At 71.0% G+C, this 22421-nt stretch carries 18 protein-coding genes; 10 read left to right on the top strand and 8 right to left on the bottom strand.

Annotation, left to right across the window (positions count from 1 at the left end; genetic code table 11):
• Positions 1 to 51: 51 nt before the first annotated feature.
• The 4 genes from CG723_RS38565 to CG723_RS38580 all read right to left on the bottom strand — a co-directional run bounded on the left by CG723_RS38565 (position 52) and on the right by CG723_RS38580 (position 3923).
• Positions 52 to 1533: a GntP family permease gene (locus CG723_RS38565; RefSeq protein ID WP_100598213.1), complete on the bottom strand. Its 1482-nt coding sequence runs from the start codon at positions 1531 to 1533 to the stop codon at positions 52 to 54.
• Between the two features lie 121 nt (positions 1534 to 1654).
• Positions 1655 to 2065: a RidA family protein gene (locus tag CG723_RS38570; protein WP_100598214.1), complete on the bottom strand. Its 411-nt coding sequence runs from the start codon at positions 2063 to 2065 to the stop codon at positions 1655 to 1657.
• Entirely contained in the window at positions 2062 to 2874 is an 813-nt protein-coding gene (locus tag CG723_RS38575) for an IclR family transcriptional regulator (RefSeq protein ID WP_100598215.1), read from the bottom strand. The genes CG723_RS38570 and CG723_RS38575 overlap by 4 nt, the downstream gene beginning before the upstream one ends.
• Entirely contained in the window at positions 2871 to 3923 is a 1053-nt protein-coding gene (locus CG723_RS38580; RefSeq protein ID WP_267893759.1) for a sugar kinase, read from the bottom strand. The genes CG723_RS38575 and CG723_RS38580 overlap by 4 nt, the downstream gene beginning before the upstream one ends.
• A gap of 152 nt (positions 3924 to 4075) precedes the next feature.
• On the opposite strand from CG723_RS38580, the gene CG723_RS38585 reads away from it, so the two are divergent.
• From CG723_RS38585 to CG723_RS38600, 4 genes are all read left to right on the top strand, one after another.
• The gene (locus tag CG723_RS38585; protein WP_100598216.1) at positions 4076 to 5374 is read left to right on the top strand and encodes an amino acid deaminase; all 1299 of its coding nucleotides are present in this window, start codon (positions 4076 to 4078) and stop codon (positions 5372 to 5374) included.
• Positions 5375 to 5568: 194 nt separating this feature from the next.
• Positions 5569 to 7170 carry an N-acyl-D-amino-acid deacylase family protein gene (locus CG723_RS38590; RefSeq protein ID WP_100598217.1) on the top strand — a complete coding sequence of 534 codons (1602 nt, stop codon included), beginning with the start codon at positions 5569 to 5571 and terminating at the stop codon, positions 7168 to 7170.
• Between the two features lie 123 nt (positions 7171 to 7293).
• Complete coding sequence (locus CG723_RS38595; protein WP_100598258.1) at positions 7294 to 8505, top strand: pyridoxal phosphate-dependent aminotransferase; 1212 nt, start codon at positions 7294 to 7296, stop codon at positions 8503 to 8505.
• Positions 8506 to 8598: 93 nt separating this feature from the next.
• Positions 8599 to 9006, top strand: coding sequence for an SCO4983 family protein (locus tag CG723_RS38600; protein WP_100598218.1), 408 nt, complete (start codon positions 8599 to 8601; stop codon positions 9004 to 9006).
• Positions 9007 to 9126: 120 nt separating this feature from the next.
• On the opposite strand, the gene CG723_RS38605 is transcribed toward CG723_RS38600, so the two are convergent.
• Entirely contained in the window at positions 9127 to 10989 is a 1863-nt protein-coding gene (locus CG723_RS38605; RefSeq protein ID WP_100598219.1) for a phosphoenolpyruvate carboxykinase (GTP), read from the bottom strand.
• A 241-nt stretch (positions 10990 to 11230) separates the two neighbouring features.
• Here CG723_RS38605 and trhA point away from each other — a divergent pair, with 241 nt between their 5' ends.
• From trhA to CG723_RS38620, 3 genes are all read left to right on the top strand, one after another.
• Positions 11231 to 11911: a PAQR family membrane homeostasis protein TrhA gene (trhA, locus tag CG723_RS38610; RefSeq protein WP_100598220.1), complete on the top strand. Its 681-nt coding sequence runs from the start codon at positions 11231 to 11233 to the stop codon at positions 11909 to 11911.
• A gap of 117 nt (positions 11912 to 12028) precedes the next feature.
• Entirely contained in the window at positions 12029 to 13585 is a 1557-nt protein-coding gene (locus CG723_RS38615; RefSeq protein WP_100598221.1) for a DHA2 family efflux MFS transporter permease subunit, read from the top strand.
• A gap of 4 nt (positions 13586 to 13589) precedes the next feature.
• Positions 13590 to 14207 carry a TetR/AcrR family transcriptional regulator gene (locus tag CG723_RS38620; protein ID WP_100598222.1) on the top strand — a complete coding sequence of 206 codons (618 nt, stop codon included), beginning with the start codon at positions 13590 to 13592 and terminating at the stop codon, positions 14205 to 14207.
• 33 nt (positions 14208 to 14240) lie between these two features.
• Here the strand turns inward: CG723_RS38620 and CG723_RS38625 are convergent, their stop codons facing one another.
• Entirely contained in the window at positions 14241 to 16259 is a 2019-nt protein-coding gene (locus CG723_RS38625; RefSeq protein ID WP_100598223.1) for a thioredoxin domain-containing protein, read from the bottom strand.
• A 119-nt stretch (positions 16260 to 16378) separates the two neighbouring features.
• Here CG723_RS38625 and CG723_RS38630 point away from each other — a divergent pair, with 119 nt between their 5' ends.
• Positions 16379 to 19582: a tetratricopeptide repeat protein gene (locus CG723_RS38630; RefSeq protein WP_100598224.1), complete on the top strand. Its 3204-nt coding sequence runs from the start codon at positions 16379 to 16381 to the stop codon at positions 19580 to 19582.
• A 434-nt stretch (positions 19583 to 20016) separates the two neighbouring features.
• On the opposite strand, the gene CG723_RS38635 is transcribed toward CG723_RS38630, so the two are convergent.
• Both CG723_RS38635 and mca read right to left on the bottom strand, forming a co-directional pair.
• Positions 20017 to 20262 carry a hypothetical protein gene (locus tag CG723_RS38635; RefSeq protein ID WP_199842066.1) on the bottom strand — a complete coding sequence of 82 codons (246 nt, stop codon included), beginning with the start codon at positions 20260 to 20262 and terminating at the stop codon, positions 20017 to 20019.
• Entirely contained in the window at positions 20255 to 21115 is an 861-nt protein-coding gene (gene mca, locus CG723_RS38640; protein ID WP_199842069.1) for a mycothiol conjugate amidase Mca, read from the bottom strand. Before mca ends, CG723_RS38635 begins: the two co-directional genes overlap by 8 nt.
• Positions 21116 to 21287: 172 nt before the next feature.
• On the opposite strand from mca, the gene CG723_RS38645 reads away from it, so the two are divergent.
• Positions 21288 to 21692, top strand: a complete 405-nt coding sequence (locus CG723_RS38645) for a DUF4307 domain-containing protein (protein WP_100598227.1) — start codon at positions 21288 to 21290, stop codon at positions 21690 to 21692.
• A gap of 198 nt (positions 21693 to 21890) precedes the next feature.
• On the top strand, positions 21891 to 22388 hold the full coding sequence (gene greA / locus CG723_RS38650) for a transcription elongation factor GreA (protein WP_100598228.1): 498 nt from the start codon (positions 21891 to 21893) through the stop codon (positions 22386 to 22388).
• Positions 22389 to 22421 lie beyond the last annotated feature (33 nt).

Here is a 22421-nt window from a genome sequence, read left to right on the forward strand (position 1 = left end):
AGCGTTGCTCCGTCGGTCCGACGCCTCAGCCGTCAGTGCACAGCCCGTGTTCTAGACGAACAGGCTGATCACCGCCGCCACCGCGAATCCCGCGACGGACAGGACCGATTCGAGAACCGTCCACGTCTTGAGCGTGTCGCGTTCCGAGATGCCGAAGTACTTCGCGACCATCCAGAAGCCGCCGTCGTTGACGTGCGAGGCGAAGATGGAGCCCGCCGAGATGGCCATGATGACCAGGGCGGTGAAGGGCTGGGAGTAGTGGCCCGCCTCGATGAGGGGCAGGACGATGCCGGCCGTCGTGACGATCGCGACCGTGGCCGAGCCCTGGGCGACGCGCAGGACCAGGGAGATCAGGTAGGCGAGGACGATGACGGGCAGGCCCACGTCGTTGAACGTGTCGGAGAGGGCCTGGGCGACGCCGCTGCCCTTGAGGACCGCGCCGAAGATGCCGCCCGCGCCGACCACCAGGAGGATGTTGGCGACCGGCTTCAGGGAAGCCGTGGACACCGTCTCCAGGGACTTGCGGGACCAGCCGCGGCGGATGCCCAGCAGGTAGTAGGCCAGGAGCAGGGCGATCGTCAGGGCGACGAAGGGGTGGCCGAAGAACTCGATGACCGAGCGGACCGTGGAGGGGTCGAGGGCGATCGAGGAGAACGTGGCCAGGAGGATCAGGACGAGCGGGGTGCCGATGATCGCCAGGACGGTGCCGAGCGGGACCGGCTTCTCGGTCGGCTTCACGCCGGCCTTGCGCTGCTCCTCGACGAGTGCGGCCTTCGCCTCGTCGGCGGCCTCGACCATGTCCTGCGGGACGGGCACGAAGATGCGCTTGCCGATCCACGCGGACCAGGCCCAGGCGGCGAGCACAGCGGGGATGCCGCAGATGATGCCCATGAGGATGACCCAGCCGAGCTGCACGTGGAGCAGTCCGGCGGCGGCGACGGGGCCGGGGTGCGGGGGCAGGAACGCGTGGGTCATCGACAGGCCGGCGAGCAGCGGCATGGCGTAGAGGACGATCGACTTGCCGCCGCGCTTGGCGGCCGCGTAGACGATCGGCGCGAGGACGAAGATGCCGACGTCGAAGAAGACCGGGATACCGAAGATGAGGCCGGTGAGGCCCATGGCGAGAGGGGCGCGCTTCTCGCCGAAGAGGTTCAGGAGGCGGGACGCCAACACCTCGGCGCCGCCGGAGACTTCGAGCACCGCGCCGAGCATGGTGCCGAGTCCGATGATGATCGCCACATGGCCGAGGGTGCCGCCCATGCCGGACTCGATGAGGGAGACGGCGTCGGACTTCTGGACGGTGCCGAACAGCTCGGTGACGGAGAGGCCGGCCGCGAGGCCGACGGCTATGGAGACCGTCAGGAGGGCCAGGAAGGGCTGGAGCCTGACCTTGATGATCAGGAAGAGCAGAAGGATGATGCCGAGCGCTGCGCAGGTGAGCAGGCCCGCGGTGCCACCGATGATCGTCAGGAGACCACCGGTGTGGGGTGGCGCGGGGGCGGGGGCGGTCGCGGCGAGCGGTATGAGGGGCATGAGGGGGGACCTCGTAATTCCATGAAACTTTCAGGATCAGGGCAGGGTTGATCGCGGTGCGGCGCCCCGGGGGTGGGCGCCGCACCGTGACGACGTACGGGTTACGGGTGTTGCGGAGGCGTCAGCTCAGGACGGCGAGCGCGTCGATCTCGATGAGGAGACCCTTGGGGAGACCGACGTAGACGGTGGTGCGGGCGGAGGCCGGGGCCTTGAGGCCCTGCTCCTCGAAGTACGCGTTGTAGATCGCGTTCATCTCGGCGAAGTGGTCGACGTCGGTGAGGTAGACGCGCATCATCATGACGTCGTCCCAGGTGGCGCCGCCCTCTTCGAGGATCGCCTTGACGTTGGCGAAGGTCTGGAGGGTCTGCTCGCGCAGGGTCGGGCCCGCGGGGGTGGGGGCCTGGCCCTCCACGGCCGGCAGGAAGCCGACCTGGCCCGCGACCTGAAGGATGTTGCCCTTCTTGACGCCGTGCGAGAACTTCGCGGGCGGGGTCGTGTGCGTGGCGGGGGTGAGCGCGGTCTTCTCGGTCATCGTGAAGTGACTTCCTTTGTGGGGGCTTCTTTGCCGGCGGCCTTGGTGGGGGCCTCTTTGGAGACGGGTACGGCTCCGGAGTACTCCCGGCTGATCGCGTCGGCCGTGCGGCGGACCAGCGGGAGCAGGGTGAGGAGTTCCTCGGCCGTGACGACCACGTTCGGTGCGGAGACCGACATGGCGGCGACGACTCGGCCGTCCGCACCCCGGATGGGTGCTCCGACGCAGTTGATGGACTCCTCGTGGCCGCCGAGGTCGGTGGCCCAGCCCTGTTCGCGGACGACGGCGAGTTCCTTGAGGAAGGCGCCGGCGTTCGGGGTCGAACGGGCCGTGTACGTGGGGTAGTCGAGCTTCTCGGCGATGGCGCGGCGCTCGGTTTCGGGGAGGTCGGCGAGGAGGAGCTTGGCGACGGCGGCGACCGTGATGGCCACCGGCTTCCCGATGCGCGAGTACATGCGGACGGGGTAGCGGCTCTCCACCTTGTCGATGTAGAGGACCTCGTTCTCCTCGTACACGGCGAGGTGGACCGTGTGGCCGCACTTCTCGTTGAGCGCGGTCAGGTGGGGATGGGCGATCTCGCGGACGTCGAGGTTCTCGACGGCTTCCTGGGCGAGGGCGAACAGGCGCGCGCCGAGGCGGTAGCGCTGGTCGGACTGGCGGTAGACCAGGCCGTGTTCGTGGAGGGTGCGCAGCAGGCGCAGGGCCGTGGACTTGTGGACGCCGAGCCGGTCGGCGACCTGGCCCAGGTCGGCGGGGCCCTCGGCGAGCAGCGGCAGGATGCTCAGCGCTCGGTCGACTGTCTGACTCATGGCGTACGTACCTCCTCCACGGCCCCGTCGGCGGTCCAGCCGGGGCCGAGGTGCAGTGTGCCCCAGGAGGCGCCGTCGAGGTCGGCGAGGCGGTCGGCGTGGGCGCGGCTCGGGGGCGCGGCGAGGTCGCCGGGGGTGGTGAGGGCGGCGGCGGCCATGAGGTGGCCGTGGCGCAGGCGGGCCGGTACGGGCAGGCCACGCAGGGCGCCGGAGAGGTAGCCGGCGGCGAAGGCGTCGCCGGCGCCGACTGCGGCGACGACGTCCACGCGGGGGGCGGGCTCGGTGTGGCGTACGCCGTGTTCGTCGTAGGCGACCGCGCCGTCGGCGCCGCGCTTGACGACGAGCGTCGCGGGTTCGGGGAGGGCGGCGCGGATGGCGTCGGGGCCGCCGGTGATGCCCCAGGCGTCCTCGGCCTCGTCCTCGCCGACGAAGACGAGGTCGGCGCCGCGGGCCAGGTCGAGCAGGACGCGGGCGTCGTCGGGGCGGGGCCACAGGCCGGGGCGGTGGTTGACGTCGAAGGAGACGAGGGGCCGGCCGGCGGCGATGCGGGCGGTGAGGTCCGCGGTGAGGTCGAGGCAGCCCGGCGAGAGCGCGGGCGTGATCCCGGACAGGTGCAGGACGCGGCCGGAGCGGATCGCGGCCAGGTCCATGTTCTGGCTGCTCATCGCGGAGGCGGCGGATCCGGCGCGGTAGTAGGCGACCTCGTGGGCGTCGGTGGCGCGGTCGCCCGCGGTGCGGAAGTAGATGCCGGTGGGGCGGGCGGGGTCGCGGCGTACGGCGGAGGTGTCGACGCCGTACGCGCCGATCGTGTCGACCAGGTGGTCGCCGAAGCCGTCGGCGCCGACGCGGCTGACCCAGCGGACGGTGTGTCCGGCGGCGGCGAGCACGCACGCCACGTTGGACTCGGCTCCGCCGATACCGCGGTCGAAGGACGGTACGTCGGCGAGGCGCCCGGGTACGGACGGCACGAAGGTGACCATGGACTCGCCGAGCGTGACGACATCCACGGGTGCGTGGTGCGCGGGGGCGGCAGGTCCGGTGGCGGTCACGGTGGTTCGGGCTCCTCGTGGGATCTGGGCTCGCGCCCGGAAGGGATCAACAGCTCCGTTGACCCGGCGTTGGCTCGGATGTTAGACAGCAGTAAGCGACATACGCAATGACCGTTGCATTATTTGCAACGGCCTTCTTACGAGGAGGCTCCATGGCCGCCGACAGCGCCGTCAACGCCGTAGCCCGGCTCAGGGATCTGGATCTCGAGCGGGTCGACCACCGCTTCAAGGGGCTGCCGCCGGACGCGGAGGGCCTGACCGTCGGCGAGCTCGCGGCCGAGCGCCGCAACCTCTTCACCGGCGGCTTCACGACCCCGGTCCTCGCCCTCTCCGCCGAGCGCCTGGAGCACAACCTCGCGCTCATGGAGACATACGCCACTCGCCACGGCCTGGCCTTCGCGCCGCACGGCAAGACGTCGATGGCGCCGCAGCTCTTCCAGCGCCAGATCGAGCACGGCGCCTGGGGCATCACCCTCGCCGTCCCGCACCAGGTGCGGATCGCGCGCGCCTTCGGCATCCAGCGGATCTTCCTCGCGAACGAGCTCGTCGACGCGGCGGCCCTGCGCTGGCTCGCGGGCGAACTCGACCGCGACCCCGGCTTCCGCTTCATCTGTTACGTCGACTCGGTGCGCGCCGTCGAGCTGATGGACGCCGCCCTCGCCGAGGCCGGGGCCACGCGGCCGGTCGACCTGGTCGTGGAGCTGGGCGCGGGCGAGGGCGCGCGCACGGGTGTGCGGACCGAGGCCGAGTGCTTCGACATCGCGAACGCCGTCGCCGCGGCGGACACGCTGCGCCTGGTCGGGATCGCCGGTTACGAGGGCGAGGTGCCGGACGCGTCGCCCGAGACCGTGGGCGCCTGGCTGCGCCGCCTGACCGCGCTGCTCGTCGAGTTCGACAAGGCGAACCGCTTCGCGGACCTGGACGAGATCGTGGTCAGCGCGGGCGGCAGCGCCTGGTTCGACGCGGTGGCCGAGGCGTTCGCCGAACTGCCCGAACTCTCCGCTCCTGTCCTGAAGTTGCTGCGCTCGGGTGCGTACGTGTCGCACGACGACGGCCACTACAAGCACCTCACGCCGTTCAACCGGGTCCCCGAGGAGGGCGCCCTGCACCCGGCGTTCCGGCTGTGGGCGCAGGTCGTCTCGCGCCCGACGGCGGAGCAGGCGTTCACGAACGCGGGCAAGCGCGACGCGGCGTACGACCTTGACCTGCCCGAGGCGCAGGTCGTGCGGGACGCCCGTACGGGCGAGGTGCGCGAGGCCACCGGTGTGACGGTGACGGGGCTGTCCGACCAGCACGGCTGGGTGCGCACGGAGGGGGGCGAGGACCTGGCGGTGGGCGACTGGCTCGGCATGGGCCTGTCGCACCCCTGCACGTCCTTCGACAAGTGGCAGCTGATTCCTCTCGTCGAGGCGGACGGCACGGTTGTGGACTACGTCCGGACGTTCTTCTAGGCATCGGTCCGCGGTTTTCTGCGGCCCCGATGGGGGCTGGTCGCGCAGTTCCCCGCGCCCCTGAGATGCGCACTTCGTGCGGCATCTCATCGGGGAAGGCTGCGCGCAGCGCATGCCTTCAGGGGCGCGGGGAACTGCGCGGCCGGCCACAGCGCACCCCGCACCCGAACACCCCCCAAGAGAGGCAGCCAGGAATGACCGACCTGGTCATCAAGGACGTCCGTGTCATCGACGGCACCGGCACCCCGGAATACCGTGCCGACGTGGCGATCACGGACGGCCGCATCGAGAGCATCCACCAGGAGCGGGCCGGAGGCCCCCGCCCCTCGGCCCGGAGAACGCTGGAAGCGTCGGGCCTCGCCCTGTCCCCCGGCTTCATCGACATGCACGCCCACAGCGACCTGGCGCTGCTGCGCGACCCCGACCACAGCGCGAAGGCCGCGCAGGGCGTCACGCTCGAAGTCCTCGGCCAGGACGGCCTCTCGTACGCGCCTGTGGACGACCGCACGCTCGCGGAGGTCCGCCGCGCGATCACCGGCTGGAACGGTGACGGCTCCGACATCGACTTCGACTGGCGCACGGTCGGCGAGTACCTGGACCGCCTCGACCGCGGCATCGCGGTCAACGCCGCATACCTGATCCCCCAGGGCACCGTACGGATGTACGCGGTCGGCTGGGACGACCGGGACGCGACGCCCGAGGAGCTCGACCGCATGCGGCAGCTCGTCGCCGAGGGCATGGAGCAGGGCGCCGTCGGCATGTCGTCCGGCCTCACCTACACGCCCGGCATGTACGCGAAGGACGCCGAACTCACCGAGCTGTGCCGGGTCGTGGCCTCGTACGACGGCTACTACTGCCCGCACCACCGCTCGTACGGCGCCGGGGCGCTCGACGCGTACCGGGAGATGGTGGAGCTCACCCGGGAGGCGGGCTGCCCGCTCCATCTCGCGCACGCCACCATGAACTTCGGCGTGAACAAGGGCAAGGCACCCGAGCTGATCACCCTGCTCGACGCGGCGCTCGCCGACGGCGCGGACATCTCGCTCGACACGTACCCGTACACGCCGGGCAGCACGACGCTCGTCGCGATGCTGCCGAGCTGGGCCAGCGAGGGCGGCCCCGACGAGATCATGAAGCGGCTCCAGGACGACGCGACCGCGGAGAAGATCCGTCACCACATGGAGGTCATCGGGGCGGACGGCTGCCACGGTGTGCCCATCGAGTGGGACGCGATCGAGATCTCCGGTGTGTCCGACCCGGGGCTCGCGTCCTGCGTCGGCAGGACGGTCCAGGAGTCGGCCGACATGCGCGGCGAGGCGCCGTGGGTGACCGCGCGCCGGCTGCTCATCGACGACAAGCTGGGCTCGACGATCCTCCAGCACGTCGGCCACGAGGAGAACGTGCGGGCGATCATGCAGCACCCGGTGCACACGGGCGGCAGCGACGGCATCCTCCAGGGCTTCAAGCCGCACCCGCGCGCGTACGGCACGTTTCCGCACTACCTCGGCCGGTACGCGCGCGAGCTCGGCATCATGTCGCTGGAGGAGACGGTCGCCCACCTCACGTCCCGCCCCGCGGCCCGCCTGCGCCTGGCCGACCGCGGCCTGGTCCGCGAGGGCTACCGCGCCGACCTGGTCCTCTTCGACCCGGAGACGGTCGCGGCGGGCTCCACCTTCGAGGCCCCGCGCACGCTCCCCGTGGGCATCCCGCACGTCCTGATCGACGGGAAGTTCGTGATGGAGGACGGGCGCCGCACGGATGCCCTCGCGGGGCGGTCGGTCCGCAGGACGGCGTAACCGCCCCGGACGGTCTGGGTGGGCGCGGGCCCCCGCGCCCACCCGCGACGACGCCCGCCCGCGCCGCCCCACGTGTCCGAAAACACGGAGCGCCCCGCGATGGCCGCCCGTAAGCTCACGGGCATGCAGGTGATCCAGTCGACGAAGCTCGCCAATGTCTGTTACGAGATCCGGGGCCCGGTACTCGAGGAGGCGATGCGTCTGGAGACAGCAGGCCACCGCATCCTCAAGCTCAACACCGGCAACCCGGCCGCCTTCGGCTTCGAGTGCCCGCCCGAGATCCTCGAGGACATGCTCCGCAACCTCGGCGACGCGCACGGCTACGGGGACGCGAAGGGCCTGCTCGCGGCCCGCCGCGCGGTGATGATGCACTACCAGACCCTGGGCGTGGAGACGGACGTCGAGAACGTCTTCATCGGCAACGGCGTCTCCGAGCTGATCGTGATGGCGATGCAGGGGCTCCTCGACGACGGGGACGAGGTCCTCGTCCCGGCGCCGGACTACCCCCTGTGGACGGCCGCGGTCTCCCTCTCCGGCGGCACCGCCGTGCACTACCGCTGCGACGAGCAGTCCGACTGGATGCCCGATCTCGCCGACGTGGAGCGGAAGATCACCGACCGCACCAAGGCGATCGTGATCATCAACCCGAACAACCCGACGGGCGCCGTCTACAGCGACGACATGCTGCGCGGCCTCACCGACATCGCCCGCCGCCACAACCTCCTGGTCTGCTCGGACGAGATCTACGACAAGATCCTCTACGACGGCGCGACGCACACGCCGACCGCCGCCATCGCCCCGGACCTGCTGACCCTCACTTTCAACGGCATGTCGAAGGCGTACCGGGTGGCCGGCTACCGCGTGGGCTGGATGGCGATCTCCGGGCCGCGCGCGCACGCCGACTCGTACATCGAGGGCCTCACGATCCTGGCGAACATGCGCCTGTGCGCGAACATGCCGGGCCAGCACGGCGTCGTCGCGGCGCTCAGCGGACGCCAGACGATCAACGACCTGGTGCTCCCCGGCGGCCGCCTGAAGGAGCAGCGGGACACCGCGTACGAGCTGCTGACGCAGATCCCGGGCGTGACGTGCGTGAAGCCGAAGGGCGCGCTGTACCTCTTCCCGCGGCTCGACCCGAAGGTGTTCAAGGTCAAGGACGACCGGCAGATGGTCCTCGACCTGCTGCGCGCCGAGAAGATCATGGTCGTGCACGGTACGGGGTTCAACTGGCCGGAGCCGGATCACTTCCGGGTGGTCACGCTGCCGACGGTCGGCCAGCTCACGGAGGCCGTGACCCGCATCGGCCGCTTCCTGGACGGCTACAGCCAACCCTGAGGGCCACCTGTCCTCCTCTCGGGGTACAAGACTCAACTTTAGACTGAATCTAAGCTAGGATGGTCTTCAAGCTACTCGCCTGGAGGCCATCCCATGTACGAGCCGATCCGCACCAAGTCGGTCCATGCCATGGCCGACCCCGGCGACTTTCCGCACCGCTCCCGCGAGGAGGAGCTCGACATCCAGCTCGCGGGGCACCTGGCCGCCCTGCTCGCCCTCACGGACGAGCTGCGCGCCCTCACCCCCGGCCCGGATCTCGACGCCGCGGCCGACGACCTCGCGCACCAGGTCGCCCGGCTGCGTGGAGGCCTGCCGCCGGCCCGCGCATCCGTGGCCGACGCCGGCCACGAGCCCCATATCGCCGCCCTGCACCAGCGCGCGCACGCCCTCGCGGGCCGCGCCCTGGTCGTAGCGGCGTCCCGCGCCGACACGGCCGCCGCGATCCTCGCCGCGCGCCGCATGGAGGCGCACGCCGCGGCCGGTCAACTGGTCGCCTCCTGACGGCGGTTGACGCGCCACCCTCGAGGCCGCGCGTCAACCGCCCACCAACGGCACACACATGTGACAGGGCCCCGCACGCCATTGTGCGGGGCCCTGTCACATGTCTTGCTCCCAGGGGCGTCAGCCCAGGCGCTTCACCAGCGCGCGGTACTCGTCCCACAGCTCCTTGGGCGTGTGGTCACCGAAGGTGTTGAGGTGCTCGGGCACCAGGGAGGCCTCGTCGCGCCACACCTCCTTGTCGACCGTCAGCAGGAAGTCGAGATCGGAGTCGGCCAGTTCGAGGCCGTCCGTGTCGAGGGAGTCACGCGTCGGCAGGATGCCGATCGGCGACTCGACGCCCTCGGCCTTGCCCTCCAGGCGCTCGACGATCCACTTCAGGACACGGCTGTTCTCGCCGAAGCCGGGCCACACGAACTTGCCCGCGTCGTTCTTGCGGAACCAGTTCACGTAGTAGATCTTCGGCAGCTTCGCCTGGTCCTTGTCCTTGGCCACGTCGACCCAGTGGGCCATGTAGTCGCCCATGTTGTAGCCGCAGAACGGGAGCATCGCGAAGGGGTCGCGGCGCAGCTCGCCGACCTTGCCCTCGGCGGCGGCGGTCTTCTCGGAGGCGACGTTCGCTCCGAGGAACACGCCGTGGTTCCAGTCGAAGGACTCGGTCACCAGCGGCACCGCGGAGGCGCGGCGGCCGCCGAAGAGGATCGCCGAGATCGGCACGCCCTTCGGGTCCTCCCACTCGGGCGCGATGATCGGACACTGCGAGGCGGGGGTGGTGAAGCGCGCGTTCGGGTGGGCGGCCGGGACGCCGGACTCGGGGGTCCAGTCGTTGCCCTTCCAGTCGGTGAGGTGCGCCGGAGTCTCCTCCGTCATGCCCTCCCACCAGATGTCGTTGTCATCCGTGAGCGCGACGTTCGTGAAGACGGAGTTGCCCCACAGCGTCTTCATGGCGTTGGCGTTGGTGTGCTCGCCGGTGCCGGGCGCGACGCCGAAGAAGCCGGCCTCGGGGTTGATCGCGTAGAGGCGGCCGTCCTCGCCGAACCGCATCCAGGCGATGTCGTCACCGATGGTCTCGACGGTCCAGCCGGAGATCGTGGGCTCCAGCATGGCGAGGTTGGTCTTGCCGCACGCGCTCGGGAAGGCGGCGGCGACGTACTTCGACTCGCCGTGCGGCGGGGTCAGCTTGAGGATGAGCATGTGCTCGGCGAGCCAGCCCTCGTCGCGGGCCATCACGGACGCGATGCGCAGGGCGTAGCACTTCTTGCCGAGCAGGGCGTTGCCGCCGTAGCCGGAGCCGTAGGACCAGATCTCGCGGGTCTCCGGGAAGTGCGAGATGTACTTCGTGGAGTTGCAGGGCCACGGCACGTCCTGCTGGCCCTCCTCCAGCGGCGCGCCCAGGGTGTGGACGGCCTTCACGAAGAAGCCGTCGGTGCCGAGCTCGTCCAGGACGGGCTGACCCATGCGCGTCATGGTGCGCATGGAGACGGCGACGTACGCGGAGTCGGTGATCTCGACGCCGATGGCGGAGAGGTCCGAGCCGAGCGGGCCCATGCAGAACGGGACGACGTACATCGTCCGGCCCTTCATCGAGCCGCGGAAGATGCCGCCGTCACCCTCGTCGCCCCGGAGACCGTTTCCTTCTCCCGTGAAGATGGCCCGCATCTCCGCGGGGGCTTTCCAGTGGTTGGTGGGGCCGGCGTCCTGCTCCTTCTCGGAGCAGATGAAGGTCCGGTCCTCGACGCGTGCGACGTCGGTCGGGTCGGAGGCGGCGTAGTACGAGTTCGGGCGCTTGATCGGGTCGAGCTTCTTGAACGTTCCCTTGTCGACCAGCTCCTCGGCGAGGCGGTCGTACTCAGCCTCGGACCCGTCGCACCAGACCACACGGGCCGGCTGCGTCAGTTCGGCGATCTCGTTGACCCACGAGATCAGTTCCTGGTGCTTGGTGGGGACAGTGCCCAAGGAAACGGGAGCCGCGATGTCGCGCGCCACGATTGCTCCTAAATGAGGGGTTTTTGTGTTGTTGCCCCTTGGGGGCTGCGACCCGGATGCTTCACGTGTTGATCCCTCTGGCGCTCATCCGGTGCCGACCGCACTCATATGATCATCCGACGCGGGCGCCCATATGTCCAGAGGGCCCCACAGCTGAGCGAAGTGAGGATCGCCACTCGTATGCGTCACTGAATCGTCACTCGTATTCGTTACTTACGGCCCCGTAGGTACGATGCGGCACATGACTGCCGCCACGCCATCCGAAGTGACCGCGACAGAGTCCGTTCCGGTGAAACCCCGGCTGCGCGGCTGGCTGCACGCAGGGATGTTCCCCGCGGTCGTCGTCTCCGGCCTGGTGCTGACCGCGCTCGCGGACTCCACCCGTGGCCGGATCGCCTGCGGTATCTACGTCCTCACGGCCTGCCTGCTCTTCGGCGTGAGCGCGCTCTACCACCGGGGCAACTGGGGCCCGCGCGCGGACGGCGTACTGCGGCGCCTCGACCACGCGAACATCTTCCTGATCATCGCGGGCACCTACACGCCGCTCACGATGCTGCTGCTCCCCGAGGCCAAGGGCCAGTGGCTGCTGTGGGGCATCTGGGCCGCCGCCGCGGCCGGTATCGTCTTCCGCGTCTTCTGGGTCGGCGCCCCGCGCTGGCTCTACACCCCCTGCTACATCGCGATGGGCTGGGCGGCCGTCTTCTTCCTGCCCGACTTCCTGCACGCGGGCGGCACGGCCGTGCTCGTCTGCGTGATCGTCGGCGGGCTTCTCTACAGCGCGGGCGGCGTGATCTACGGGATCAAGCGCCCGAACCCGTCACCGCGCTGGTTCGGCTTCCACGAGGTCTTCCACTCGCTCACGCTCGCGGCGTTCGTCGTGCACTACGTCGGCATCTCGCTGGTGGCGTACCAGCACGCCTGACCTCGCCTTTCACCCTCCTGGCCGCGGCTTCCCAGCCGCGGCCGTTTTTTGTGCCCCGATCCCTTGCACCCGGACAGAGATTGACAGCGACTACCTTTTGAGAGTTACTCTCATTTTATGGTTACTGTCACCAAGCAGGACTCACCGCAGGACAGCGTGCAGCGCGACCCGCGCCGCTGGTGGGCGCTCGGCGCCCTGGTCGCGAGCATGCTCGTGCTCGGCTTCGACATGACGATCCTCAACGTGGCGCTGCCGACGATCGCCGCCGACCTCGGCGCGGACACCGGTCAGCAGCAGTGGATGGCGGACTCGTACGTCGTCGTCTTCGCCGCCCTGATGCTTCCGGCCGGGCTGCTCGGCGACCGGTTCGGGCGGCGCCGGATGCTCATCGCCGGGCTCGGTGTCTTCCTCGCGGGCTCGCTCGTGGGGGCGCTCGCGAGTGACGTCGGCTGGGTCGTCGGCGCCCGCGCGCTGATGGGCGTCGGCGCCGCGCTCGTCATGCCGCTGGCCCTGTCCGTGCTGCCCTCGCTCTTCGCCCCCGACGAGCGCACCAAGGCCGTCGGCATCATCTCCGCGGCCTCGGCGGTCGGCATGCCGCTCGGCCCGATCCTCGGCGGCTGGCTCCTCGACCACTTCTGGTGGGGCTCGGTCTTCCTGATCAACATCCCGATGGTCGCCATAGGCATCACGGCCTGCCTGTTCCTGCTGCCGGAAACCCGCGACCCCGCCTCACCGCGGGTCGACGCCGTCTCCACGGCGCTCACCGCGGCCGGCCTCGGCGCCCTGATCTACGCGATCATCGAGGCGCCGCACCGCGGCTGGACCGATCCGGTGGTGCTGGTCCTGTGCGCGGCCTCCGTCGCCCTGGTCACCGCCCTCGTCCTGCGTGAGCGGCGCAGCGAGCGGCCGCTGCTCGACCTCGCCCTGCTGGCCCGCCGCGGCTTCCTGCTGAACACGCTCGCGGCCACCCTCGGCATGTTCGTCCTGTCGGGCCTGATGTTCGTGCTGCCGCAGTACCTCCAGGCCGTCCTCGGCAACGACGCGCTCGGCACCGGCGTACGGCTGCTGCCGATGATGGCCGGGATGCTGGTGGCCGCGAAGTGCGCGCAGCCGCTGGTCGCCAGGTTCGGGCCGCCCGCGGTGATCAGCGGGGCGCTCACTGTCCTGGCCTTCGCCGCGTTCCTCGGCAGCCGCACCACGGCCGACTCCGGGTACGGGTTCACCGCGCTGTGGCTGGGCATCGCCGGGGTCGGCTTCTCCTTCGCGCTCGTCCCCGCCATGGGCGCCGCGCTGTCGGCGCTGCCCGCGGACCGGGCGGGCAGCGGCTCGGGCCTCCTGATGACGGTGCGGCAGGTGGGCGGCGCGCTCGGCATCGCCCTGCTCGGCGCGCTCCTCGCCGGGGCGTACGGCAGCCGCCTCGACACCGGCGGCCTGCCCGGCCCGGCGGCGGACACCGCCAAGGACTCCGTGGTGGCCGCCCACGCCGTGGCCACGAAGCTCGGGGACCACGCCCTCGCCTCGTCGGCGAACACCGCGTACGTCCACGGGATGAGCGTGGTGCTGCTCGTCGTGGGCGTCGCGTCGCTGGTCACCGCCCTGCTGGCGGCCGCCCTGCTCCCCCGTACCGCGCCGGCCACGGGCGTGGCCCCGGTCCCCGGTGATGCCCGAGAATGAGCCCATGGCCCCCTCCGCACGCTCCACCTCCGCCGCCGACCGCCCCGGGATGGGCCTTCGCGAACGCAAGAAGCTCAAGACCCGCGTGGCGATCAGGGACGCGACGTACCGCCTGATCACCGAGCAGGGGTACGACGCGACGACGGTCGAGCAGATCGCAGAGGCCGCCGAGGTGTCGCCGTCCACGGTGTTCCGGTACTTCCCCACCAAGGAAGACATCGTCATCACGGACGAGTACGACGCGATGCTGGAGGCCGAGCTGCGGGCGCGGCCCGCGGACGAGTCGATCGTCGACTCGTTGAAGCATGTGATCGCGCAGGCCGTGTACCTCGGGTTCGACGACGATCCCGAGGTGTCACGGCTGCGGACCAGGCTCCAGGTCGAGGTGCCCGCGGTGCGCTCCCGGATGATGGAGTCCATGTCCGTCACCGGGCAGCTGCTGTGCCGGGTGATCGGCGAGCGCACCGGCCGCGACGCGGACGGGCTTGAGGTCCGCGTCTACGCGATGGCGCTGGTCGGCGCGCTCATGGAGACCACGCTGTACTGGGCCGAGCACGGCCACCAGGAAGAGCTGCGCGACCTGATGGACCGCACGCTGGAGACGTTCAGGAACGGTCTCTAGCGCCCGGCGGGGTCCGGCGGCGTCCGGCTCGCTTCAGTCCTGCAGCTTCACCGCGAGCTCCTGGGCGTCGGTGACGGGGGCGTCGCAGGTGAAGTTGCGGCACACGTAAGCGGCCGGGCGGCCGTCGACGAGTGGCCGGTCCGCCAGCAACGGCAGTTCACCGGAGCCCACTTCGCCCACCGCGACAACCGCGCCCGGCGCCGTGCCGAGCAGCGCCGTGCGGTGAAGTTCGCCGCCGACCTCGCCTACGACGGCGACCTCCTTCGGCCCGTCGAGCAGCGCCTCAGCCACTGCGAGCCCGTGCCCGATGAAGCGCGGGGCCCGCGGCCCGAGCGCCCGCACCACCCCCAGCGCCCGCTCGGCGGCGGTGCGATGGGGCTCCGAGCCGGTCTGAGCCGCGTACGAGAGCAGTGCGCCCGCCGCCGCGCTCCAGCCCGAGGGCGTGGCGTTGTCGGTCGGGTCCTGCGGCCTGCGGATCAGCTGCTCCGCGTCCGCCGCCGTGTCGTACAGGGCGCCGGACTCCGCGTCGGTGAACTGGTCGAGGACGTGGTCGAGGAGGAACCCGGCGAACTCCAGCCAGACACCCTCGCCCGTCACGGACGCCAGCGTGAGGAAGCCCTCGGCCACATCCGCGTAGTCCTCGAGGACCCCGGCGTTCGCGCCGGCCCGGCCGTCCTTGCTGGTACGGGCGATGCGCGCCCGCGCGTCCATGTGAAGCCGTACGAGCAGGTCGGCGGCGGCGAGTGCGGCCTGCACCAGGTCCGGCCGGTCGAAGTACGCGCCGGTCTCCGCGAGCGCGGCGATCGCCAGGCCGTTCCACGCGGCGACGACCTTGTCGTCCCGCCCGGGGGCCGGCCGCTCGGCGCGCGCGGCGAACAGCCTGCGCCGGACGTCCTCGACCCGCGCGGCATCGAACTCGGTTTCTTGTTGCGGGAGTTGGAGGACGGAGGCGCCCTCCTCGAAGGTGCCCTGCTGCGTCACGCCGAAGTACTCGGCGGCCAGCTCGGCGTCCGCGTCGCCGAGCACCTCGCGCAGCTGCCCGGGCGTCCACACATAGAACGCCCCCTCGACGTGGCGGCCCTCGGCGTCCTCGCTGTCCGCGTCCAGCGCGGACGCGAACCCGCCCTCGTTCGTCCGCAGCTCCCGCACCATGAAGTCCGCGGTCTCCAGCGCGACGCGCCTGGCCGTCTCCGAACCGGTGGCCCGCCACAGATGCGCGTAGGCGCGGCACAACAGCGCGTTGTCGTAGAGCATCTTCTCGAAGTGGGGCACGACCCATTCGCGGTCGACGGAGTAGCGCGCGAAGCCGCCGCCCAGCTGGTCGTAGATCCCGCCGCGCGCCATCCGCTCGCAGGTGTCGCCGGCCATCTGGAGCGCGCCCTCGGCGCCGGTGCGGGCGTAGTGGCGCAGCAGGAACTCGATCACCATCGACGGCGGGAACTTGGGGGCGCCGCCGAATCCGCCGTTCGCCTCGTCGTACTCGCGGGTCAGGCCGAGCAGCGCCTGCGCGAGCTCGCCCTCGCCGGGGATCTGCGTGTCCCCGTACGGCAGCTCGCGCCCGGCCAGATCGCCCACGATCTTCGCGGCGACCTCGGCGACCTCGTCCTTGCGCTCGGCCCACGCCTGCGCCACGCCCCCCAGGATCTGCGGGAAGGACGCCATCCCGTGCCGCGGCTCGGGCGGGAAGTAGGTGCCGAAGTAGAACGGCTCGGCCTCGGGCGTGAGGAACACGGTCATGGGCCAGCCGCCCTGGCCGGTGGCGGCCTGCACGGCCTCCATGTAGACGGCGTCGACGTCGGGGCGCTCCTCGCGGTCGACCTTGATGTTGACGAAGCGGTCGTTCATGAGGGCGGCGGTCGTCTCGTCCTCGAAGGACTCGTGCGCCATGACGTGGCACCAGTGGCAGCTGGAGTATCCGACGCTGAGCAGCACCGGGACCCCGCGCCGCCGCGCCTCCTCGAAGGCGTCGGCCGACCAGGGCCACCAGTCGACGGGGTTGTCGGCATGCTGGAGAAGGTAGGGGGACGTCTCATGGGCCAGTCGGTTCGGCATGCGCCCCATCCTCGCGCACGCCGGTCGCCGATCGGCCCTTTGATCCCCGGCCTCTCGCGCCGTGACCCCATACGCAGCACACTTGACGCGGAACCGTTGCCGCCGGAGGGGGACCTGAAATGCGAGACAGCCATCGGGCGGAAGCCGAGGGGCTGTTGGCCCGGGCCGTGGAGGAGGAAGTACGGCGTTCGGGCGGGCGCACGGACGGCGGGGTACTGCTGTCCCGTGCGCGCGGTGCGCTCGACGCCATGGCGGAGACCGCCGCCGAGGAGTACACGCAGTTCACACACGCCCTGGACGAGGCCGAGGCCGGGCAGATGTCGTTCGGGCAGCGCTTCACCCAGGAGCGGGGATCGACTCCTCTGCTGGTCACGGCCGTTGCCGCGATGGGCGCCTGCCTGGCCGACCTGCTGCTCGGTACGGACGCGGGGACCGCGGTCGGTGCGGGCGCGGCCGTCGCCGTGCTGGGCGCCGCCACGACCGTCGCGAAGGTGACGGCCTCTCATGTGCCCGCCGCGAGCCGCCGCGCCGGCGCGAGGAGCCAGCCGGGCGGGCCCGAACAGCTGAGACTGCAGTGGCTGACGGCGCTCGACGTGCGGGGGATCCGGCCGTTCCTCGATCAGCAGCGCGTCCTCGCCGCGACCGCGGGGACCGGCGCGAAGAAGCCGACGCCGCAGTTGCGCCGTACCGACAAGAGCGCGGCCGCCAGGCGGCGCAACGTACTGGAGCAGTCGTTCGGCCAACTCCCGGAGCCGGAGGGCCCGTTCGCGGGCCGCAGGGCGCAGATGCAGCGCATCGCGCAGTGGGTGCACGCGGCGCGCGCGAGCACCGAGACCCGGCCCACCGTCGTCGTGCTGCACGGCGCGCCCGGCTCCGGCCGCACGACGCTCGCGGTGCGGGCGGCGCACGGGCTGCGCGACCAGTTCCGCGGCGCGTGCGTCGTGGACCTGCGGGGCGACGCGCCCGAGGCCCCGCTGTCGACCCGGGACGCGCTGCTCCATCTGCTGAACCGGCTCGGCGCGCCGCGCGAGCAGCTGCTCTTCCGGGAGCGTTCCTCGCAGGAGCAGCAGGTGCGGCGCCTCAGCGAGCTGTACCACCAGCATCTGACAGGGCTTCCGGTCACGATCGTCCTGGACGACGCGAACGACGCGGAGCAGGTGCGCACGCTGATCCCCGAGCGGTCCGACAGCCTCGTCCTGGTGACGGCGCGCAAGCCGCTCGACCTGGCGGCGGACGTCCCGGCGTGGGTGCACCAGGTGCCGGTGGACGCGCTGGACGCGGCGGGCTCGGAGGAACTGCTGCGCGAGTCCGCGGAGGACGACTCAGGGCCCTACGACTCCGAATCGTCGGACACCGTAAGGGAGTTGTGCGGTGGCCTGCCGCTGGCGCTGCGCATCGCGGGCTCCGCGATCGGGCCGCGTACGACCCGCGCACTGGCGTCCGACCTGGGTGCGTACGGGCCCGTGGAGCCGGTCGAGCGGGTGCTGTGGCTGCGCTACACCGACCAGCCGGAGGCGGCCCGGCGGCTGCTGCGGCGGCTCGCGCTGGCCGGACGGGCCTCGCTCGGTGCGGCCGCGGCGGCCGCGCTCCTCGCGACGGACGAGTCGGAGGCCACCCGCCATCTGACGGCGCTGTCACGCGCCGGGCTGATCGACCATGTGCGGGGAAGCCGGTACCGGCTGCACGACCTCGTCCGCTCCTTCGCGCAGGCCCGCCTCCTCGACGAGGAGGAACCGGCCGAGCGGACGGCCGCGCAGGAACGCCTCATCCAGAACTACGCGGAGCTCGCGGACTCGGTGATCCGGCTCGTCGACGGCAAGATGTCGACGCGCGCCGGCCAGGTCGGCCCGCACGGCTTCACTTCGCTGGAAGCCGCGCTGCGCTGGCTCGACGACGAGTCCAGCTTCATCACGGCGACGCTGCGTGGCGCGGAGGGCGTCGACCAGGCGGCCGTACTCAATCTGCTCGGCGCGCTGTGCGACTACTGCCTGCTGCGCGGCGACCTCTACCGACTCGGCGAGATCAGCGAGCTCACCCAGGCCGTCGACCAGGGGCTTCTCGTGCGCTCGGTCCAGTGGCGTACGGGTATCGCGGCGCGCCAGCTCGGCGAGCTCGACAAGGCGCGTACGACGCTGGCGTCCGTGGTGGACCTCTACTTCGAGGCGCACCACAACGCGGGCGCGGCCCGCGCCCTGTGTTCGCTGGGCATCACGCTGCACCACCAGGGCCAGCTCAAGGAGGCGGCGGCGAAGCTCCGCGAGGCCCTCGACCTCCAGATCACGGAGGAGACGGCGGGCGACCGGGGCTGGACGCTGCATGCGCTCGCCGCGGTGGAGCGAGACCGGGCCAACGTGAAGGAGGCGCTCGATCTGCTGACCTCGGCGCTGGCCCTGCACCGCGAGAACGAGTCCGTGCACGGCGAGGCGTGGGCGCACTTCCAGCTGGGGCAGCTGTGCCTGCGGATGGGCGACGTGCCGGGCGCGGAGCGTGAGCTGCGCGCCGCCCTCGACCTGTACAGCCGTACGCGCGACAGCCGCGGCGAGGCGTGGGCGCTCACGCAGCTGGCGCGGGTGCGCCTGGTGGACGGCGATGCGTCGGCGGCCGTCGACGGACTGCGCCAGGCCGCCTCGCGCCACCGCGACAACGAGGACGCGCGCGGCGAGGCCTGGACGCTCTACTACCTGGGCCAGGCCCTGGAGGAGAGCGGCAACCTCGACCAGGCGGTACGCGAGCTGGAGCGCTCCCGCACGATGTTCTCGCGGATGCGCGACGTGTACGGGCTCGCCTGCGCCCGCCACCACTCGGCCCGGGTCACGCGTGACCAGCGGGCCGCGCAGACGGGCTCGCTGCGCAACTCCGGCTTCGCGCGCCAGCTCCTGGTCGACGCCCGCGCCGACTTCCAGCGCATCGGCGTCGCGCACGGCGAGGGGTGGACGTGCCTGGAGCTGGCGGTGGTGGACGCGGGCAACGGGCGCGCGGCCCAGGCCCTGGCTCTGTGCGAGGAGGCGGCGGCGCTGTTCGCGTCTTACGGCGACCGCCGCGGCGAGGACTGGGCGCACTTCCTGCGCTGCACGCTGCTGCCGTACGCGTCCCCGGGCGGCTCGGAGATCGGCACGGCCGTGGCGCAGGAAGAGCTGTCCCAGCTCGCCCGCGCCACCCACGCCGGCCGGGACGCCAAGCTCGACGACTACGTGGAGGCCTACCAGCTCCTCCTGGAACGCGGCGCGGACCTGGAAGCAGGCTGGCAGGCCTGGCGCCTCGGCATGGTCCCCAAGCGCCACGCCCGCGACGTGATGGGCGTGGAGGTGGGGGCGGGGCGGTGAGGGTCGAGGCCCTGCGGGGGCGGCGCGGGGGGTGCGTGACGCGAGGCTGCTCAGCACGAGGCGCTGCGAGCGCCGCGTGTCCGGGGCGCCGCATGACGCGAGGCGCTCAGGGCACGCGGCGCCGGGTGCACGACGGCGCTGCATGACCGGGCGCTCAGGGCACGAGGCACTGCGCGGCACAAGAGCGCTCAGGGCGCGGCGCGAGGTCGATCAGGGCGCGAGGTGCTGCGCGGCACCAGGGCGCTCACGGCGGCCCGGGGTCGCTCACGGTGCGGCGCTTCGGGCCCGTGAGCACGAGCCCGCTGCGTGGCGGGAGGTGCCGGGGACGAGGCGCCGGATACGAGGGTGCTGCGGGCGCGTGAGCGTACCGGCGCAGCGCGAAACCGCTCGGCGCGGCTCACTGCCGTGCCGAGCGCGTTCCGTTCAGCGGGGCGTCAGCCCTTGGCGGGCGAGGCCGGGGAGCCGGCCGCGGGGTCCGCGGCGGCGTCCGTCTTCTCCTTGAAGTCGACCTTGCCCATGTGGCGGTTCATCGACTTCATCAGGCCCCAGACGGCGAGGGCCATCACCGCGAAGACGATGAAACCGAGGACACCCGGGGTCACCTTGTTCTCGTCGACCTCCTTGGCGAGGGGGACGAGATGCGTCATTGCCAGGCTTGCGCTTGCGCTCATGTCAGGCATTGTCGCGGATGCCCGCAAAGAGGTCGTCCTCGGGGAGGGAGGTATCGACGAGAGACTTCGCGAGCTCGTACTCCTCGGTCGGCCACACCGCCCGCTGGAGTTCCATCGGGACCCGGAACCAGCCGCCGTCGGGGTCGATCTGCGTGGCGTGCGCGATCAGGGCCTTGTCGCGGATCTCATAGAAGTCGGCGCACGGAATGTGCGTGGTCAGCGTCCGCTCGACCCGCTCGAACTCGTCCCACCGCTTGAGCCACTCCGCGTAGGGCGACTCCAGGCCGCGGTCGAGCATCGCCTGGTGCAGCGCCTCGGTGCGCGGCCGGTTGAAGCCCTGGTTGTAGTAGAGCTTCTGCGGCTGATAGGCCGGGCCGTACTCGGACTCCGGGTACTTCTCGGTGTCCGCCGCGCCCTCGAAAGCCACCATCGAGATCTTGTGGGTCATGATGTGGTCGGGGTGCGGGTAGCCCCCGTTCTCGTCGTACGTCGTGACGACCTGCGGACGGAACGAGCGGATCTGCCTGACCAGCTCGCCCGCCGCCTTGTCGACGTCCTCGAGCGCGAAGCAGCCCTCGGGCAGCGGCGGCAGCGGGTCACCCTCGGGCAGGCCCGAGTCGACGAAGCCCAGCCACTCCTGGTCGACGCCCAGGATCGCGCGCGCCTCGTCCATCTCCTTCTTGCGTACCTCGTGGATGTTCTCCTCGATGTACGTGTCCCCCTGAAGCTTCGGGTTGAGGATGGAGCCGCGTTCCCCGCCCGTGCAGGTCACGACAAGGACGGCCACCCCCTCGGACACGTACTTGGCCATGGTGGCCGCGCCCTTCGACGACTCGTCGTCGGGGTGGGCGTGAACGGCCATCAGTCGCAGCTGCTCAGTCAAGGCAAGATCCTCAGTGAATGACTCGGTGATAAGGCGCCCTCGGTCATACAGCGCATTGGGCGGCTTCTATAGTGACGGAACCGGGGGGCGGAAAATTCCGGCAGTCTGTCCGGGGCCGGTCCTCGACCCGCCCCGCGCGAGAGGAACGATCATGAGTGCGGTGAGTGAGCAGCTCCCGGACGGCCGCTACGGCCGCTCCCGCTCCGCCGACGAACGAGCGGACCGCACCCTGAAGATCGTCGGCGCCGCGCTCGGCGCCCTGCTCGTCGCCCTGATCGGCTGGTTCGGCTACCACTACGTCTTCGGTACGAAGATCAGCGCCGAGGTCATCACCTTCAAGACCTCCGACGTGGCGGTCAAGGTGCACCTCGAGGTCCGCAAGGACAGCGACGCCAAGGGTTACTGCACCATCCGGTCGCAGTCCGCCGACGGCGCCGAGGTGGGCCGCGCGGACTTCCGCTTCGACCAGCGCGACAGCCGGATCGACAAGGTCGTGACGCTGCGCACCACGGCCCGCGGCACCAGCGCGGAGCTGCTCGGCTGCCACACGGGGTGACCGCACGGCGGCCGTACGTTCGGCCGTACTGCAGCCGTACGGGTTTCGACGCCTGACCTGCGGTGACGAATTCTTGATGGCATATGTCCTCCCCCTTCGGCGCCTGAATTGTTAGGCTCGTGGTTTCGCCCACCCGTGAAGGCACATGCTTCTGGGTAGGGCGATGCTTTGTATTCCCAGTACCTACGAGGAGCACCTGTGACCCAGACCAGCGAAGACGTCACCTGGCTCACGCAGGAGGCGTACACCAAGCTCAAGGACGAGCTGGAGTACCTGTCTGGTCCCGCGCGCGCCGAGATCACCGTGAAGATCGCGGCGGCACGCGAGGAGGGCGACCTGCGCGAGAACGGCGGGTACCACGCGGCCAAGGAGGAGCAGGGCAAGCAAGAGCTCCGCATCCGCCAGCTGACCCAGCTCCTGGAGAAGGCCAAGGTCGGCGAGGCGCCTTCCGCGGCCGGCGTCGCCGCACCCGGCATGGTCGTCACGATCGCCTTCGACGGCGACGAGGACGACACCATGACGTTCCTGCTCGCCTCGCGTGAGTACGCGAGCGCCGACATCGAGACGTACTCGCCGCAGTCCCCGCTGGGCTCCGGTGTGAACGGCAAGAAGATCGGCGAGGACGCCCAGTACGAGCTGCCGAACGGCAAGCTCGCCTCGGTGAAGATCCTCGCGGCGAAGCCCTACAACGGCTGAGAAACCGCACAACGGCTGAACCGACCGTATGGC

Source organism: Streptomyces sp. CB01635 (assembly GCF_002803065.1).
In the GTDB taxonomy this organism is placed as follows: domain Bacteria; phylum Actinomycetota; class Actinomycetes; order Streptomycetales; family Streptomycetaceae; genus Streptomyces.